This window comes from Pedobacter sp. AC464, assembly GCF_979253075.1.
Genome location: NZ_CEEDBV010000002.1, coordinates 673,707 through 690,429, shown reverse-complemented (window position 1 = coordinate 690,429; position 16,723 = coordinate 673,707). Strand labels below are relative to the sequence as shown.

Genomic DNA, 16,723 nt, shown 5'->3' with positions numbered 1-16,723 from the left:
GGCTCTCCGTAAAAAGTTAGCCCTTTTTTTATACCTGAATTGCTTTAATTTCGTTACTCTTAAAATAAATTGAATGAATAAAAAACTACTGTTATATACTGTATTCCTCACATTTCAGTTGTTAAATGTATCAGCCCAGAAAAGAAAGTTCGACGTGCAGGGAAAGGCAGGCGCTCGTGGCATTATGCCCGAGAACACAATTCAGGGAATGTTAAAGGCTTTGGATTTGGGTGTTACCACATTGGAAATGGATGCTGTAATTTCGAAAGACAAACAGGTGGTGCTTTCTCAGGAACCATATTTTAATAATGAAATTTCGCTTCAGCCCAACGGAAAAGCCATAACGTTAAAAAACCAAAAGGATTTCAACATTTATAAAATGGATTATGATGAAATCAAAAAGTTCGATGTGGGAAGCAAGACCCATTCACGCTTTCCGGGCCAAATGAAATTTAAAGTTAGCAAGCCTTTACTATCTCAAACGATTGATGAAGTTGAAGAATATGTTAAATTAAAGCGGCTTCCAAAACCTGTTTATAGCATAGAAACGAAGACAATTAAAAATGGCGATAATGTATTTCACCCTGAGCCCGCAGAGTTTGTTGATTTGATAATGGATATTGTAAATGCCAAAAAGATTTCGAAAAGGGTTATCATCGAATCTTTCGACATGAGAACGCTGCAGTACTTGCACGAGAAATACCCTAAAATACAGACTTCGTTATTAATTGATGAGAAGGAACCTTTTGAGGATTACATCGAAAAACTTGGTTTTAAGCCGACAATTTACAGCCCTTACTCTGTTTTGGTTGGAAAAGGCTTGGTAGATCGTTGCCATGAAATGGGCGTAAAAATTATTCCGTGGACAATCAACTCCGTAAAAGAAGTTAAATATTTAATGAGCCTTGGTGTAGATGGTGTAATTACTGATTATCCAAACCTTATTGGTCAGATTAAATAAAAACTACCTTAAACAAGAAATGCGCTGGTAAACCAGCGCATTTCTTGTTTAAATATGGTGCTCTTAATGATGCGGAGCAGCTTCTGTTTTTTCGTGTGCTGGCATTTCAGTTTTTTCATGAGACGTTGTACCTTCCTCTTCGTGATGAAAGATTGGTCTGGTAAATACAACGCAAAGAATTAATACAATAATCCATGCGGTTAATGGTAAAGCCCAAATGCCTGATGTTTGCTGAACTGGTGCGTGTGAATCGTGAGCTGACATATCGAATATTTTGATTTAAAATTTATGCTTTGTAATTGTGTGGTAAAGATAGTAACAAAGTTTAGAAAATAAAGGTTTGCCTTTTATTTCTAAGAAGGGTTTACAGTAAATCCTTAATTATCTTTTCAATTGATAAACCTTCGGCTTCTGCACGATAGTTACGCACAATACGGTGGCGCAGAATTGGCTCTGCAACTGCTTGTACATCTTCAATATCTGGTGCATACTTGCCTGAAATTGCGGCATGACACTTAGCGCCCAAAACTAGAAATTGCGAAGCTCGCGGTCCGGCGCCCCAGCTGATGTATTTGTTAATGGCCTCGGTAGCAAATTCGCTTTGCGGCCGTGTTTTTGCCGCAAGTTTTACTGCATATTCCAGAACATTATCTGTTACCGGAATATCTCGGATTAGTTTCTGGAAATACTGGATATCATCTGCATGAATAATTTTTTGCAGTTGAATACTTTTGTTGCTTGTCGTGTTTTTTACAATTGTTAACTCATCTGCAAAAGCAGGATAATTTAACTGAATGTTAAACATGAAACGATCTAACTGTGCCTCAGGAAGCGGGTAAGTACCTTCTTGCTCTATCGGGTTCTGCGTTGCTAAAACAAAGAACGGTTTTGGCAGCGCATGGGTTTGTCCTGCTGCGGTAACCGACTTTTCCTGCATGGCTTCCAATAAAGCAGCCTGCGTTTTTGGCGGCGTACGGTTTATTTCATCAGCAAGGATAATGTTTGAAAACACAGGTCCTTTAATAAATTTAAAATGCCGGTCTTCACCCAATATCTCTGCACCAATAATATCACTCGGCATCAAATCGGGTGTAAACTGAATTCTATTGAAATCAAGATCTAAAACCGAAGCCACCGTTTGTACAAGTAAAGTTTTAGCTAAGCCTGGTACACCAACCAATAAGCAATGTCCGTTGCTGAAAATAGCAATTAATACCGATTTTATGATTTCATCCTGCCCAACTACAACTTTGCTTATTTCTGCTTTTATGTTGTTGAAAGATTGATGAAGGGCATTTACAGCCTCTACTTCGTTCTTATACTGCATTGGCATTATTTAGTCTCCGCTTTTTTCTTAGTCCAGATTTTTAATTGGTCGCAATCCTGAAATTCATCATCAATTTTAATGAATGTGCTTTCACGGCGTTTCTCAAACCACTCACTCAATGTACGATTTGTTTTGTCTTCCTGAGCAACAGCCTTAATTTTTGGATAATCCTGAGCTAAATTTGCTTTGTGAGGCGGGATTTTCGATTTCAAATATAAAATACGGTAACCTTGCTTGCCATCTGCTGCAGTAAATAATGTTGGTTTCGAAATCCCACCAGTTTTCATCGTATCGATTACAAGGAATACTGCAGGATCTAATTTTTCTACCGGAATAAAAGTACTTCTTGACTGAACATCCTCTGCATTAAGCATCATACCGCCATTATACTTAGTTTGCTTATTATCCGAATATAGGTTTGCAGCAGCAGCGAAACTTATTTTTTTAGCCATAATATTATTGTAAATACTATCTGCATGAAGCTTGGTACGGTCTAAGCTACTTTGTGTGCTTTTCGGCATAATCAAAATGTGCCTCGCATGAACGGATTCGCCACGACGCTCAATTACCTGTAAAATATGGTAGCCAAATTCGGTTTCGAATACAGGCGACATTTCCCCGGCTTTAAGTTTAAAAGCCCAGGCGGTAAATTCTTTTGCCATCTGGCTTCTATCAAAAAAACCTAAATCACCACCGTCGCTCACCGAACCAGGGTCTTCCGAATAAGCCTTCGCCAAAGCACCAAAATCTTCGCCGCCTTTAATTCTTAAGCGCAAAGCTTCAATCTTATCATGAAACTTTTCTTTCTCGGCTTTGGTAAGTTGTGGGTTTAAAATCACTTCGCCAATTTCAACTTCAGTGCCGAATTCAGGGATGCTATCTCCAAGCGTCTTGAAATATTTTTCTACCTCAAGCGGGGTAACATTAATATCTGCAGTTATTTTAGATTGCATCTTTTGTGCAATAAGTTCATCCTTAATTGATGGCCTCATTTCATCTTTATACTGCAGGATAGATTTATTCAAAAATTGTTCTAAACGTTCTTGTCCGCCTGCACGTTGCATGCTATAACGCATACGTCTGTTCACCTCATCATCAACCTGGGCGTCATCAACCATAACCGAATCGATTTCGGCTTGTTGTTTAAGCAATTTTTGGGTTAACGTTTGCTGCAATAACATGCATTTAATATTTGGATCGGCAGGGCGGCCCTGATACAGATATTGTGTGTATTGTTGATTTAAATCGGATAGTAAAATAATATTATTACCTACCACAGCAGCAACTTTGTCGATGTTATTCTTTTGGGCATAGCTGTTTAAAAACAAGCTAATTAAAGCAGTTACTACTAAAAAAACTTTCTTCATTCTATTATTTATATTTTGCAAATTTAATACTAATGGATTAATTAATTAAGCCCGGTCTGAGTTATAGTTTAGCTAACTTTCTCAACTCGTTCTCATTAACTTTAACGGAATATTTATTTTTAAGCTTATTAAGCCAGTTCTCTTCCAGCTTTTGTTGGTAATCGGCAATTACATCACCCCTTACCTCGTTTAATGATTTATTATAATTCTGTTTGTTCTTGTTATAAAACTCTTCAATTCCCTGCTCATCTTCCTGCGCTTTGTTCCAAATTTTTTGTTCTGATACATTGAACATTAAAACACCTTCTTTGTACTCATTCAGAAGGTAATCGTGGTCTTTACCCGAATTGGTGACTTTTTTGTGCATTTCGAGCGCAATTTCGTAAGTTTTAACCTCTTCCTGGTAAGTAGCATTTTTATCTAAACCCATTTCCTTTGCATCTAAAACCTTCAATTTAAAATTGATGTAAAGATTCAGGTAGCTTAACAAGTCGTTATAATTTGCAGCAGCATTCCCGTTATGACTCTTTTTATAAGCCCACATAAACTCCTTGCTGCTAACAGGTTTACTGTTAATTACGGCTACGTTTTGTGCGAACGATGAACTCCATAACAAACTGAAAACAAATAAGCAAGATGCCTTTCTCACACAAAAGTCTCTATAAATTTTAAAGGATAAAAGTAACAATAAGCGGGGCTATTATAAGATATTTAACTAATTTTAACAGAAATTATTATACCGCAAAAATACGAATGGAAAGTCAGGTTACCAACAATGCAAATGCTTTACGATTATTTTTTACTGAAGATGTTTTTTTGGTTGAAGATAAATCCGTAAATATTGCCTCTGTTGCTCCTGCAAGCAATATTTTGCCCGGTTTAAGTGATGAGGCTGCGGAGATCAAAACTGTACTTTCAGCTGATAAAGTTGAAGAAGTTGTGCATGAAAATGCGTTGCCGAAGTTAGAAAACAGCATTAAAGAGGCAGAAATGCACGCGATTACGAATGAACCGGTGCTGCCGAAAACCTTTAGATTTTTAGGTGGAAATAAAAAGGCAGTATTGATTTTAGTAAATGATACCGCCAACGATGTAAGTACCGAACAAGGTCGTGAACTGTTGCGTAAAATAGTTAAGGCAATTGATTTGGCTACGCCGGATTTCGCTTTACTTAACTATGCAAATTATCAGAATGTCGACTTCGTTGAATTACACCAGTTTTTTAAACCTGCTGTAATGCTCGCCTTTGGGGTAGGGGCAGAACATCTTAAATTAAACCTAAGCTGGAGTGGCGAAATCATTTTTCATGGAACAACAAAAATGATTTTCGCCCCAAATCTTCATGCTCTGGATGGTGACTTATCTGCAAAAAAATCGCTGTGGGGAAATCTCCAAAAACTTAAATAAGTTCTTCAAGTTAGAAACATATTTTCGATGAAACAACTCGTTTTCGCAACAAATAATCAGCATAAAACTGAAGAAATACGGATGGCTCTTGAGGGGCTGTATGAAGTTTTAAACCTCGAAGACATCGGCTGCTTTGTCGACATTCCTGAAACTGCCGCTACTTTTGAGGGCAATGCAACTTTGAAAAGCAGCTATGTTGCGGAGCATTTCAGGCTCGATTGTTTTGCCGATGATAGCGGACTTGAAATTGAAGCATTAAATAATGAGCCTGGCGTTTATTCGGCAAGGTATTCTGGTAGCCGCGATAGTCAGGAAAATATTAATCTTGTTTTGCAGAAGATGAATGGTGTCGAAAACAGGAAGGCGAGGTTTAAAACTGTTATTTCTTTGATGCAAAACGGCCAGAACCATTTGTTCGAGGGTGTTATTGCCGGCAGCATAAGAACGAAACTTTCAGGCGCTAAAGGTTTTGGTTACGATCCAATTTTTCAGCCAGACGGCTACAATATTACTTTCGCTGAGATGGAAATGAGTGAGAAAAATAAAATAAGCCACCGGGCCTTGGCACTTCAAAAAATGATTGCTTTTCTGAGAAACGAAGCTACTGCTTAACGGTGCTTCTCGGCGCAACTTTAACCGAATCCTTTTTTGGTAAAATTGGCTTAATCCCAAAATTTACTAACGAATCAGTTTTCGATACGGCTTTTGTCGTTGCAGGTTTTGTTGCTGCAGGTTTTATTATTGCGGGTGCTTTACCAGCAACCGATTTCGGTTCCGGGGTTTTTGCCGGCGTTTTTGGTGTCGCTTTCTTTATGCCTAACGAACCTATCGCTTCCTTTTTAGATTTTGGTCTTTCTTTAGGTTTCCAGGAAAATCCTTTTAATACATTATCTTTCGGAACTTTATTTTCAGGGTTTAGTGCACCTTCAATGCTATTTATATAAACAATTTCGTCGATATCGTTATTTTTAAATCTGAATTTTATCCGGCTGCTTAAGGTTTGGTTCATTTCCTTGTAAACCTTGGTACTGTCATCCTGCGTATAATAGATACTTTCCGCATTGCCATCAACATACAGGGTTTTGAGTTTTCCCTCTTCGAAAAAGCCGGTCATGTAACGGCCTTTAATCTGGTTAAAGCGGAGTGAATCTGCCGGTGTATTTACCAGAAATGCATTTTTAAAGGCTTGTAAATTGTTGAGTTTATTTTTCTTAAACTGAACATAAATTGTATCGCCTACAACCTGCGAGCCTTCCGACCAGATGATTGGGTTGCCGTAACAACGAAGCGTAGAATCTGCACTGGTATAAAACAAACTGTCGGTTTTTGCCTGAATATTGCTCTTAAAAATCCTAACGTTATGATAAGCCCTGATTACCCTCGTCGTAACAGTGTCCGCCGGGTTAAAAACAGTATCAGCTTTAAGCTTTTTAGTCACCTTATTGAGGCTATCTTTTGCAGCTTTTGGTATGCTTTTCAATAAACTATCCGGGTTTACTTTCGGAGTTTTTTTTACAACTTCATTCAAACTGCCTGCTTTTTTCTTCAGCGTGTCAACAACTTTCGAAGCATTTTTCAACACAGAATCAACTTTTAACTTCTCTTCAAGCGTAGTCCTATCAATCTTTGCCTTTACGCTATCGAGCACATTACCCGGAACTTTAGCGGGCTTTTTAGCAGCCAATTTATCGTCGCGTTTACCTTTTGGTTCTTTTCCGCTTTGCGTAGTTGCTTTCTGGTTTTTACTAGTGGCAGGTACACTTTTTTCTTTACCAGAATTCTTCTCCGTTTTTGGCGCTTCTTCTTCGTCCTCCCCAACCTCATTATCCGCTTTTATGGAAATTTTAGGAATTAGTTTCAGTGTTTTTTGCAAAGCCATTTGGGTTTCCAGAGTATCTGCGCCGAGGCGAAGCGTGTCGGGGCGTTTTTTATTATTTACTGTAACAGAATCACCAGAAATTAAATCTACATAGGCCTTTTTGGTTACCAGAGTTCGCTGGTCTGCCTTGTAGTAGAAGCCTAAATCGCCGTACATTTTCGTGCCGTCTTTTTTATCCGTAAAAACAATGTTCTTAACGGCTTTCCCGTAGCCAATTTTTCCGTAATAATATAAGCTATCGCCCCTTAGCGATTTTGTGTCTTGTGTGTAGAGGTTTTTTTTGCCGAAGTAGGCATCTTCACTCAATGTGTTGTAAGCGCCGTTTTCCGTGTATAAATTATCGTCTTTCCCTTTAATATTTGTAGGGCCGTAAAAATAAGTCCACTTCGAATCAACGTTGTAACGCATCGTATCCGATTTAATAACGCTTTGCGGCGTAACCACCACAACGTTGTACCGAAAATAGGCATCGCTGCTGTTATTAAAATAGTAACCGTTTTTACTGGTCAGCACAACATCCTGAGTTTCTATTTTGCCGCCACTGGTGTAAGTTCCAATTTTTGCAACCATGTCATAATCCAGAATGTTCGTGGTAAGCGTAGATTTTGGGTCTACCATTCTAACATTATTTGTTAAATGAGCATGTTTCTTATTTCCATCATATTGAAGCTGGTCAGAATAAATATCGGTTGTTAACTGATGGATGTGAACGTTTTTATAAGCTTCGAAATAGTTACGCTCCGTGTAAAAGACTGCGCTATCGCAGGTTAAGGTTGCGTTGTCTTGCTGAAAAACCGGGTTGCGTAAATAACTTACTTTTGCTTTTGTATCACCGGTTATACGCGTAGAAGAAATAATTTTTATAATAGAACCTTTCTGCTGACCGAATAATAACACGGGGCAAATCAGTAAAAAAAGAAAGACAAATGTTTTTTGCACTTTACAAAGTTAGTTTTTTGTTCCGAACGTTGGAAACCGGTTAAAATTAAATATTTTTGGTGGATGTTACCTTTGTCAGATTTTCAGAAATATATTGAGGAGCAAGCGCTGTTTAAAAAAGGTAGCAGAATTCTTTTAGCTGTTAGCGGAGGGAAAGATTCGATATTAATGTTGCATCTTTTTAAAGCATATGAAATTGGTATTGGTGTGGCACACTGTAATTTTAATTTACGTGCAGATGAAGCGCAACGCGATGAGCATTTTGTTAAAACGCTTACACAATCTTTAAATCTGCCTTTTTATGTAACGCATTTTGACACAAAAAAATATGCTGCCGAAAATAAAATTTCCACACAAATGGCAGCTAGAGCTTTACGATACAATTGGTTTGAAGAAATAAGGCAGCAAAACGGTTATGATTTTATCGCCCTGGCGCAACACCAGAACGATTCTATAGAAACGGTTTTACTTAATTTAGTAAGGGGAACCGGAATTAGCGGAATGCATGGCATTTTGCCGAAACGCGACAAACTCATACGGCCGCTACTTTTTTTAAACCGCGAAGAAATTAATCAAATTGTAGCTAACAATAATATCGATTTTGTTGAGGATAGCTCTAACCTGAGTGCTAATTACACCAGAAATAAATTACGCCTGGAAGTAATTCCACACTTAAAGGCTATTAACCCCAATTTGGAGCGCACATTTGAGCAGAACGTTGAACGCTTTGCGGAGATTGAGGTTTTTCTGAAATCGCAGGTCGAAATGATTGCGGCTGAACTAATTTCCACAAAACCCGATGGTGTCTATATTGCTTTAAATCAAATTAAACTTTTAGAACCGCAAAAGCTCTTGCTTTTTGAATTGTTGAAACCCTATAATTTTATCGAAAGTGTGATTGAAGAAATCATAAATGCTGTTGATAAACAAAGTGGAATTAAATTTTACAGCAGCAGCCATCAGGCCACAATTGATAGAGAAAACCTAATTGTTAGTAAAATTGAATCAGGTTTGCAGCGGCACAAAGTAATCCATCCGAAGGATTTAACTTTTGAATTTGGCAACTATAACTTCTGCTTTAGTTTTTCTAATGATTTAAAGTTCGAAGCAAATGCCACTAAAATTTTTGTTGATCAAGCTGCTTTGCAGTTCCCGCTGATTATGAGAAACTGGGAACATGGCGATAAATTTATCCCGCTGGGCATGAAAGGATTTAAAAAAATAAGCGACTTCTTTATTGATGAGAAGGTGCCCTTGCATTTAAAATCAAATATCCCGATTTTGGTTAATGGAAACGGGGAAATTATCTGGATTACCGGAATGAGACAGGATAACCGCTACAAATTAACTCAGGCAACCAAAAAAGTTGTTATATTCGAACTCGAAAATTAATTAAGTGGAAAACAGATTCGCATACATCGAAAAACAGTATATCGGCCGTGATTATGTTCGCATTTTCATTAGGCTTATTATGGCTGCATTCTGTTTTGCGGCCTATGTTTACGAACGCGACAGAGATAATACGCAGGATTTATTCCTGGTGGTTGGTTTTGGGATTATCGGCGTTTCCATGTTGTTACTTTTCTTAATTCAGTATAAAATCGTAGTAGATAAAGGGAGCATGATTTTGGATGGCCTCTGGACGACCAAGCGTGTTAAAATCGACTTAAATAGCATAACGGATGTTCGCAAAGCAACTTACAGCCGCTATTTTTTTAACAATCCTGTTTACAACCTACATACAAAAGGTACAATTCGTTTTTACTCTTCGGGTAAAGATGCTGTTGTTTTAACCGACCGGGATGGTCTTGAATATTTCATTGGTACCCAGCGGCCAAACGAACTGCTTCTTGTTATAAAAGACGAGATGAAAAAACTAAAATAATCTTCCCTGCGGGGAATTTTTTTCTCGAAATTCAACAAAATTTTTCTTAGTACTGTCTGAAAAGCCTGTTAAATGCTGTGCTATAGGCTTTTGCCATTCGGGCATACATATTGGATTATGTTTCGAAACATTCCATTATGAAAACCTTTGTCTTCATTTTTCTGATTAGCACATCAGCGATTCCTTTAATGGCTCAAACCTATAGCGCCAGGGTATCAAAAGATTCGCTCGGCGTACTCAACAATAGAATCGAAATTTTAAAAGCAACCATCAAAATTCTGGAGTTAAAAACCGAAGAATCTGCGGAGGAATCTACTGTGGAGAAACTGCGTCTGAAGTTGCTGGAGGCGAATGGCAATGCAACGGCATCTGCCGCGAAAACCAGCAGCCAAAGCGACAAAACCTCCTCGGGAAGTTCGTTCGATTTGAAAGCCATGGATAAGCTGGCAAAAAAGGCGAAATCTGACGCTAATGATGCAGAAAAGGCCTTGGAACGATTCAATAAACAAATCGCTAAGGTAGAAGATATTCGTACGCAGATTCAGGGGGAGGAACGGAAAGTCGGCTATAAATCGCCTAAAGTCATTTTCTTCTATAAATAATTGTCGCTCAACATAACAATGTATCCGGGCAGCATTATCCATTCAGCCCTAAAATATTCCACGCTTAATTTATATGACTCAAAACCAAAAGCCAAAAGATTTTCCTTTTAAAGAAGAATGCTTAGAATTAGTTGAGTTTGCATTCGAGATTCACAAACAATTGGGTAGTGGCTCACCTGCTCTAATATATCGCAATGCATTTGAATCGGTATTGCAGCATAATGGTTTACCTTACACAAGGGATAAAAAATACGCCGTAAATTATAATGGTATGGTACTCGACCATAAATTCCACGCTGATTTCTTAGTAAATGACGGCATTATTGTGGAAATAAAATCTTGCCCTTTTATGTTATTATCAACTGATTTGGATGTATTTAATCAACTGATTTTATCAAAACCTGCAATCTGTTTAATTATCAATTTCAATGCAAAACTGCTCCAGTTTAAAAAAGTGATATTAGTTTAAAATAGCGGCCGCTCAGCAAAATAGTTGTCTGGGTTTTTATTGCAATTGCCTTACACATAAATTAGATATAATTGGGTTACATTTGCGGTAACAACAATACATATATAATGAAGATAGGAATTGTTTGCTACCCTACTTTTGGCGGTAGTGGCGTAGTTGCAACGGAACTTGGGAAAGCACTTGCTAATGAAGGACACCAGGTTCATTTTATAACTTATAGTCAGCCGGCAAGGCTCGATTTCTTTTCATCAAACTTGTTTTATCACGAAGTTTCGGTAAGGGATTATCCGCTGTTTGATTATGCCCCTTACGAATCTGCGCTTGCAAGTAAGCTTGTAGATGTTGTTCGTTTTGAGCAGCTAGATGTTCTACATGTGCATTATGCAATTCCGCACGCTTCTGCAGCCTTCATGGCCAAGCAAATTTTGGCAAGCTATGGCATTCATATTCCTGTAGTTACCACACTTCATGGTACCGATATTACCCTTGTTGGTAAAGATCCAACGTATAAACCGGTAGTAACCTTTTCAATCAACCAAAGCGATGGCGTTACCACTGTTTCGCAGGATTTAAAAGACGATACTTATAATCATTTCGAAATCACGAAAGATATTAAGGTAATCCCAAATTTTATTGATTTTAACCGCTTTAGTTTGCAGGCAAAAGACCACTTTAAGAAAGCAATTGCCCCAAATAATGAACGCATTTTAATACATACCAGTAACTTTAGAAAAGTAAAGCGCACTGCAGATGTTATCCGTATTTTTGAAAAAGTGCAGGCGGTAATTCCCTCCAAACTTTTAATGGTAGGCGATGGACCCGAGCGTGTATATGACGAGCAATTGTGCCGCTCACTAAATATTTGTGACCATGTTCGTTTCTTAGGCAAGCAAGATGCTGTCGAGGAAATTCTTTCAGTATCCGACCTTTTCCTAATGCCATCCGAATCTGAAAGTTTTGGTCTGGCTGCACTGGAAGCAATGGCTTGTAAAGTTCCGATCATTACAACAAATGCCGGTGGCATTCCTGAATTAAACGTTAATGGTTTTTGCGGTTACATGAGTGAAGTAGGCGACGTAGATTCTATGGCGGCACATGCCATCGAAATACTCAAGGATGATGAAACCCTGAAGCGTTTTAAAGAGAATGCATTTACGAGAGCAAAAGATTTCGATTTGATTAGAATTTTACCTTCATACGTAAATTATTATAAAGAGGTAATCGAAAACTCACTGCAACCTAAATACTAAATTATCTGCTTAAAATAACCCTGATTTTTTGCGGTTTGGCTTTTTGATGAATATTTAAAAAGGACTTTTATGAAGCTAATTAAATGTAGGTTAGCAACAATTGAGCGCTAACTATTTAATTATGAGTGTTTCAGAAAACGATTCGATTTTAAGAAATCAATAAAATATATTTATTAAAACAAAACTTTCTCAAAATCAAACGATTATAAGTTGTACCTTTGCGCCCTTGAAACCCTTGATAAACGTTTCAATTGTCGCATTTCAAATTAGAAAACAGGTTAGATGAAAAAAATTGTTGATTACAGAAAGCTTTTAAGCGTAGATAAAAATGCCGAATTAAAGGATCTTAAGTCGGTGTACCGTACGTTGATGAAAGATTGCCACCCGGATAAATTTCAGCAGGAAGAGGAAAAATTAGAGGCAGAAGCAAGAAGCAAAGATATTATTGAAGCTTACCATTTTTTAGTGAGTATTGCGCCGGAAACCCGTGAACAAAATATCGAAACTTATACTGAAACGATTACAAAATCGAACATTCTCGATTTTGAATACAAACAACAGGTATTAAACATCCAGTTTTTCGACGGTAGTGCGTACGAATATTTTGACGTGCCTAAGGCCATTTATGTTAAATTGGTAAATGCAGATTCTCCAGGCCGTTTCGCCCGCAGACATATATTCAGTGATTATCCATACCGCAATGTAGCGAAGGTTGCTGAGCCAGCTTAAAAAAAAAGACTTGCCACATGGCAAGTCTTTTTTTTTGCCTGAAGTGGCTGCAGCTATTTGGTAAACACGAGGTTTACGGGTGCGGCAACTTCAATACGTTTTCCGCTATCTGTAAGTTTGCCCGTTACTTTGTTGCGTTTAAAAATGACAACATTATTAGTGTATTGGTGAGCCACGAGTACAAAACGGCCACTTGGGTCTATTGAAAAATTTCTTGGTCCTTTACCTAAAGTACTTACCGTTTCTACAAACCGCAATATCCCTGTAGAAAGAATAGAAAACACCGAAATGGTATTTGCATCGCCGCGGTTGGTTTCGTACAGGAACTTGCCATCGGCAGAAACATGAATGTCTGCTCCATCTATTCGTCCTTCAAATCCCTTTGGGGTAGTACCAATCTCCTGAATCTTTTTTAAGCTTCCATTGGTATAGTAGAAGCCTGTAATGCTGCCATTAAATTCGTGGGCGAGGTAAGCGAACTTTCCGTTTGGGGAAAAGGCAATGTGCCTTGGTCCTGTTCCGGCAGTAGTACTTAAAACGTTTTTTAACACCAACACCTGCTTGTTGCTTTTTGGGTTGTAGGTATAAATGTATATCCTATCCTCACCTAAATCATTACAAATGAGGAATTTCTTATCGGGTGTAAACTTAACCATGTGCACATGAGCGCTCTGCTGCCTGCCTTTCGGGTCGATGCTTTTTCCGGTGTGTTGTATTACAAGTGCCGCGCTACTTAAACTACCATCAGTCTTTCGCTTAAAAACAGCCAAACTTCCGCCGCTATAGTTTGCAACAATTACATTATCGTTGTCTGCGGTAATGTAACATGGGTCGGCCCCTTCGCTCGAAACTTTATTGATGAACGTCAATCCACCTGTAACAGCATTATACTTAAAAGCGCTCACACTACTCTCTTTCCCTGTTTCGTTTACCGAATAAGCGAATTTCTTATCGGGTGAAATTGCAATGTAACTTGGATTGGCAACGTTTTTTGCAACACTTTTTAATTTTGTATTTCCGGTGCTGGTATTGAAATTGTAGGTGTAAATGCCTTCACTTTTTGCAGGGGTGTTTGTATACGTGCCGATAAGGAGGTTGTAATTGCTTTGCTGTGCTAAGCTGGCTAGCGAAAATGAAAGCAACAACATTAGTAATCTAAATCTTTTCATAGGATCAATCTTGAATTTATAACAAATATGAGAAAATATTATTACTGCCGGCTTTCCTCATCTCATCAACTTATAATTAAACACTGCGGAATCGCTTAGGTTCATCCTCATAAAACAAAAAAGGCAATCTGTTGATTGCCTTTGAAATTTATTTTATCAGGTGTTTAATCTGAATGAGTTCATGTTCCTCAAGATAACGCCATCTTCCACGAGGCAAATCTTTCTTGGTTAAATTACCATACACTACGCGGTCTAGCTTTTCTACATTGTAGCCTAAATGCTCGAAAATACGGCGAACAATCCGATTTTTGCCACTATGGATTTGAATGCCAATCTCTTTTTTAGTTCCGCCGGCAACGTAAGAAATGTTATCTGGTTTAATCAAACCATCTTCAAGCTCTAAACCAAACTGAATTTTATTTAAATCTGCCTGCGATAAAGATTTATCTAACTCTACATTGTATATTTTTGAGATGCCGTTTTTTGGGTGCGATAATTTATCTGCCAAATCACCGTCATTTGTCATCAATAGTAAGCCCGTAGTGTTGCGGTCTAAACGCCCAACAGGGTAAATACGCTCGCGACTGGCTTTATCTACCAACTGCATAACCGTACGGCGCTCCTGCGGGTCATCTGTTGTAGTGATGTAATCTTTCGGTTTATTTAATAAAACATAAACCTTTTTTTCGCGTTTAAGCAACTCGCCGTTGTAGCGCACCATATCTTTTGCTGGGTCTACTTTGTGGCCCAGCTCGGTTACTGCCTCGCCGTTTACGGTGATAATACCGGCTGCAATTAACTCATCGGCCTTACGGCGTGAGCAAATGCCGGCATTTGAAATATATCTGTTTAGGCGAATTAAGCCTTTCTCTTCATTAGTTTTACGCCCCTGCTTAATTACAGTTCTTTCCTCACGGTTAAATTCTGTATCTCTTGGCTTAAGCTCTTCGCGTTTTCTGAAAGGTCTGCTGTCTGCACCTTCTCTCGGTTTTACATCTCTCGAGCTTCCTGCACTTGGTTTAAACTCGTCATTTCTGCCGCCTCTCGATTTAAAGTCTTTGTAGCCGCCTTCTTTTGTTTTGAAATCCCTTTCACCAGTTCTCGGTTTAAAATTTCTCGAATCTCCATCCTTAGATTTGAAATCCCGTTCGCCTGTTCTTGGTTTATAATCTCTTGTGCCACCTTCTTTTGATTTAAAATCTCTGTCTCCTGTTCTTGGTTTGAAGTCTCTCGAGCCGCCATCTTTCGATTTGAAATCTCTTTCTCCTGTTCTTGGTTTGTAATCTCTTGAGCCGCCTTCTCTTGGTTTAAAATCACGTTCGCTGCCTTTGGATGATGCGTCCTTTGATTTAAATTCTCTATCTCCAAATTTGAAACCTTTAGGTTCTTCATCTCTCGATTTAAAATTACGATCGCTCCTTGGCTTGAAATCTTTTTTGTCTCCGAAGGATTTTGATTTGAAATCTTTACTGTCTGTGCTTCTAGGTCTGAAGCCTGTATTTGAATCGGATGATTTTTTGAATTTACTGTTTTTGTCTTCTGATCTTTTTCTGTCAGAACCACCGGCACTGCTTCTGCCTTCGGTTTTTCGGCTTCCCGGTTTGGACTTGTCATCCCGACTGTTCCTGTTGTTTTTATTTATCATGATACGCTTTTAGCCGCACCTGAAATGCGGGCTGCAAATTTATGTAAAATAGCTGAAATTACCAATCAGGAGCGCCGATAAAATTTTGTCGAAAAATAGCCTCTAAAATACTGAAAAGTAGCCGAAAATCAAAATTTAAAATCCACGTTTAAAGCACTTTAAAGCTCGATTTTGGCGCTTAATTTCGTAACTAGTTGGTAATCTGATTATTAATTTTTACCTTTGTCAACGTTTTTTATAAGTTCACCAAAAAAAGGAGGAAGATGTTAAAGAAACACATAGTACCATTTGCGATAGTGGCAGCACTATTTATTTTGGCAAAAGTGTTCGCTTACCAAATGCCCTTAGCACAAAAAAGTCTTTTAAAAGAAAAAAAGATAAACACTACAATAGTACCCGCTGAACAACCCAAAAAAGAGAAAAAATCTCTAATGGCTCAGCTAAATTTTGCCGACGAAACCTTGCCTCTTGGCGATAGAAAGGTTGAACGGAAAATGAAAAAAATCCTTGCAGCTCATACCTATGGCAATACGCAAACCCATCGTTTACAGCGGAAAGCTGCCGAATGGTTTCCTGTTATCGAGCCTATTCTGGCCGCTTACGGCATCCCTGATGATTTCAAGTATTTAGCATTAGTTGAATCGGGTATGCAGGCAGGCGTATCTCCGAAAGGCGCAGCAGGTGTGTGGCAATTTATGCCCGGTACCGCCCGCACCTACGGATTGAAAGTTAGCGGCGGAACCGATGAACGCTATAACCTGCGTAAATCTACCGTGGCTGCATGTAAATACATTAAAGAAATGTATAAAGGTTTAGAAAGCTGGACATTGGTAGCTGCGGCTTACAATGTTGGCGACGGCCGTTTACGCAAGCAGATCAATAGTCAAAATCAGGATAATTACTACAAAATGAAACTTAACCGTGAAACCGGTGGTTACGTTTATAAAGTAATTTCGATGAAACAGATTATTGAGCATCCTGTTCGCTATGGTTACGATAAACCGAAAGAATTACTGGCATACAATGCCGAATAAAAAATAAAAGACAAGCATTTGGTAAACGTCCTGACTATTCAGGACGTTTTTTTTTGGTGT

General features: G+C 38.4%; 17 protein-coding genes. 10 read left to right on the top strand and 7 right to left on the bottom strand.

The window, feature by feature from the left end; all coding sequences use genetic code 11:
* Window positions 1–73 precede the first annotated feature (73 nt).
* Complete coding sequence (locus AC0IWT_RS13790) at window positions 74–961, top strand: glycerophosphodiester phosphodiesterase family protein (RefSeq protein ID WP_471797592.1); 888 nt, start codon at window positions 74–76, stop codon at window positions 959–961.
* 63 nt (window positions 962–1,024) lie between these two features.
* On the opposite strand, the gene AC0IWT_RS13785 is transcribed toward AC0IWT_RS13790, so the two are convergent.
* The 4 genes from AC0IWT_RS13785 to AC0IWT_RS13770 form a co-directional block, all read right to left on the bottom strand.
* On the bottom strand, window positions 1,025–1,225 hold the full coding sequence (locus AC0IWT_RS13785; RefSeq protein WP_056869699.1) for a hypothetical protein: 201 nt from the start codon (window positions 1,223–1,225) through the stop codon (window positions 1,025–1,027).
* Between the two features lie 100 nt (window positions 1,226–1,325).
* A complete protein-coding gene (locus AC0IWT_RS13780) occupies window positions 1,326–2,288 on the bottom strand; it encodes an AAA family ATPase (RefSeq protein ID WP_471797591.1) in 963 nt (320 codons plus the stop codon).
* 5 nt (window positions 2,289–2,293) lie between these two features.
* Window positions 2,294–3,655 carry a peptidylprolyl isomerase gene (locus AC0IWT_RS13775; protein WP_471797590.1) on the bottom strand — a complete coding sequence of 454 codons (1,362 nt, stop codon included), beginning with the start codon at window positions 3,653–3,655 and terminating at the stop codon, window positions 2,294–2,296.
* Between the two features lie 61 nt (window positions 3,656–3,716).
* Window positions 3,717–4,304, bottom strand: a complete 588-nt coding sequence (locus AC0IWT_RS13770; protein ID WP_471797589.1) for a hypothetical protein — start codon at window positions 4,302–4,304, stop codon at window positions 3,717–3,719.
* 104 nt (window positions 4,305–4,408) lie between these two features.
* Between AC0IWT_RS13770 and AC0IWT_RS13765 the strand changes: the two genes are divergently transcribed.
* Entirely contained in the window at window positions 4,409–5,062 is a 654-nt protein-coding gene (locus tag AC0IWT_RS13765) for a hypothetical protein (RefSeq protein WP_471797588.1), read from the top strand.
* Window positions 5,063–5,089: 27 nt separating this feature from the next.
* A complete protein-coding gene (gene rdgB / locus AC0IWT_RS13760) occupies window positions 5,090–5,674 on the top strand; it encodes an RdgB/HAM1 family non-canonical purine NTP pyrophosphatase (RefSeq protein WP_471797587.1) in 585 nt (194 codons plus the stop codon).
* Here the strand turns inward: rdgB and AC0IWT_RS13755 are convergent.
* Complete coding sequence (locus AC0IWT_RS13755) at window positions 5,664–7,880, bottom strand: OstA-like protein (RefSeq protein WP_471797586.1); 2,217 nt, start codon at window positions 7,878–7,880, stop codon at window positions 5,664–5,666. The two genes, rdgB and AC0IWT_RS13755, sit on opposite strands and share 11 nt — an antisense overlap.
* Window positions 7,881–7,943: 63 nt before the next feature.
* Here AC0IWT_RS13755 and tilS point away from each other — a divergent pair, with 63 nt between their 5' ends.
* The 6 genes from tilS (at window position 7,944) to AC0IWT_RS13725 (ending at window position 12,815) form a co-directional block, all read left to right on the top strand.
* Entirely contained in the window at window positions 7,944–9,272 is a 1,329-nt protein-coding gene (tilS, locus tag AC0IWT_RS13750) for a tRNA lysidine(34) synthetase TilS (protein ID WP_471797585.1), read from the top strand.
* Between the two features lie 4 nt (window positions 9,273–9,276).
* Complete coding sequence (locus AC0IWT_RS13745; protein WP_056869706.1) at window positions 9,277–9,765, top strand: hypothetical protein; 489 nt, start codon at window positions 9,277–9,279, stop codon at window positions 9,763–9,765.
* Between the two features lie 137 nt (window positions 9,766–9,902).
* Window positions 9,903–10,367 (top strand): hypothetical protein, encoded by a 465-nt coding sequence (locus AC0IWT_RS13740; protein ID WP_471797584.1) that lies wholly within the window; start codon window positions 9,903–9,905, stop codon window positions 10,365–10,367.
* Window positions 10,368–10,440: 73 nt separating this feature from the next.
* On the top strand, window positions 10,441–10,836 hold the full coding sequence (locus tag AC0IWT_RS13735; protein ID WP_471797583.1) for a GxxExxY protein: 396 nt from the start codon (window positions 10,441–10,443) through the stop codon (window positions 10,834–10,836).
* 107 nt (window positions 10,837–10,943) lie between these two features.
* Complete coding sequence (bshA, locus tag AC0IWT_RS13730; protein ID WP_471797582.1) at window positions 10,944–12,086, top strand: N-acetyl-alpha-D-glucosaminyl L-malate synthase BshA; 1,143 nt, start codon at window positions 10,944–10,946, stop codon at window positions 12,084–12,086.
* 282 nt (window positions 12,087–12,368) lie between these two features.
* The gene (locus AC0IWT_RS13725; protein ID WP_056094416.1) at window positions 12,369–12,815 is read left to right on the top strand and encodes a KTSC domain-containing protein; all 447 of its coding nucleotides are present in this window, start codon (window positions 12,369–12,371) and stop codon (window positions 12,813–12,815) included.
* 53 nt (window positions 12,816–12,868) lie between these two features.
* On the opposite strand, the gene AC0IWT_RS13720 is transcribed toward AC0IWT_RS13725, so the two are convergent.
* Window positions 12,869–13,984: a lactonase family protein gene (locus AC0IWT_RS13720; protein ID WP_471797581.1), complete on the bottom strand. Its 1,116-nt coding sequence runs from the start codon at window positions 13,982–13,984 to the stop codon at window positions 12,869–12,871.
* Between the two features lie 148 nt (window positions 13,985–14,132).
* On the bottom strand, window positions 14,133–15,629 hold the full coding sequence (locus tag AC0IWT_RS13715; RefSeq protein WP_471797580.1) for a pseudouridine synthase: 1,497 nt from the start codon (window positions 15,627–15,629) through the stop codon (window positions 14,133–14,135).
* Window positions 15,630–15,892: 263 nt separating this feature from the next.
* Between AC0IWT_RS13715 and AC0IWT_RS13710 the strand changes: the two genes are divergently transcribed.
* The gene (locus tag AC0IWT_RS13710) at window positions 15,893–16,663 is read left to right on the top strand and encodes a lytic transglycosylase domain-containing protein (protein ID WP_056869712.1); all 771 of its coding nucleotides are present in this window, start codon (window positions 15,893–15,895) and stop codon (window positions 16,661–16,663) included.
* The last annotated feature ends 60 nt before the right edge of the window (window positions 16,664–16,723 follow it).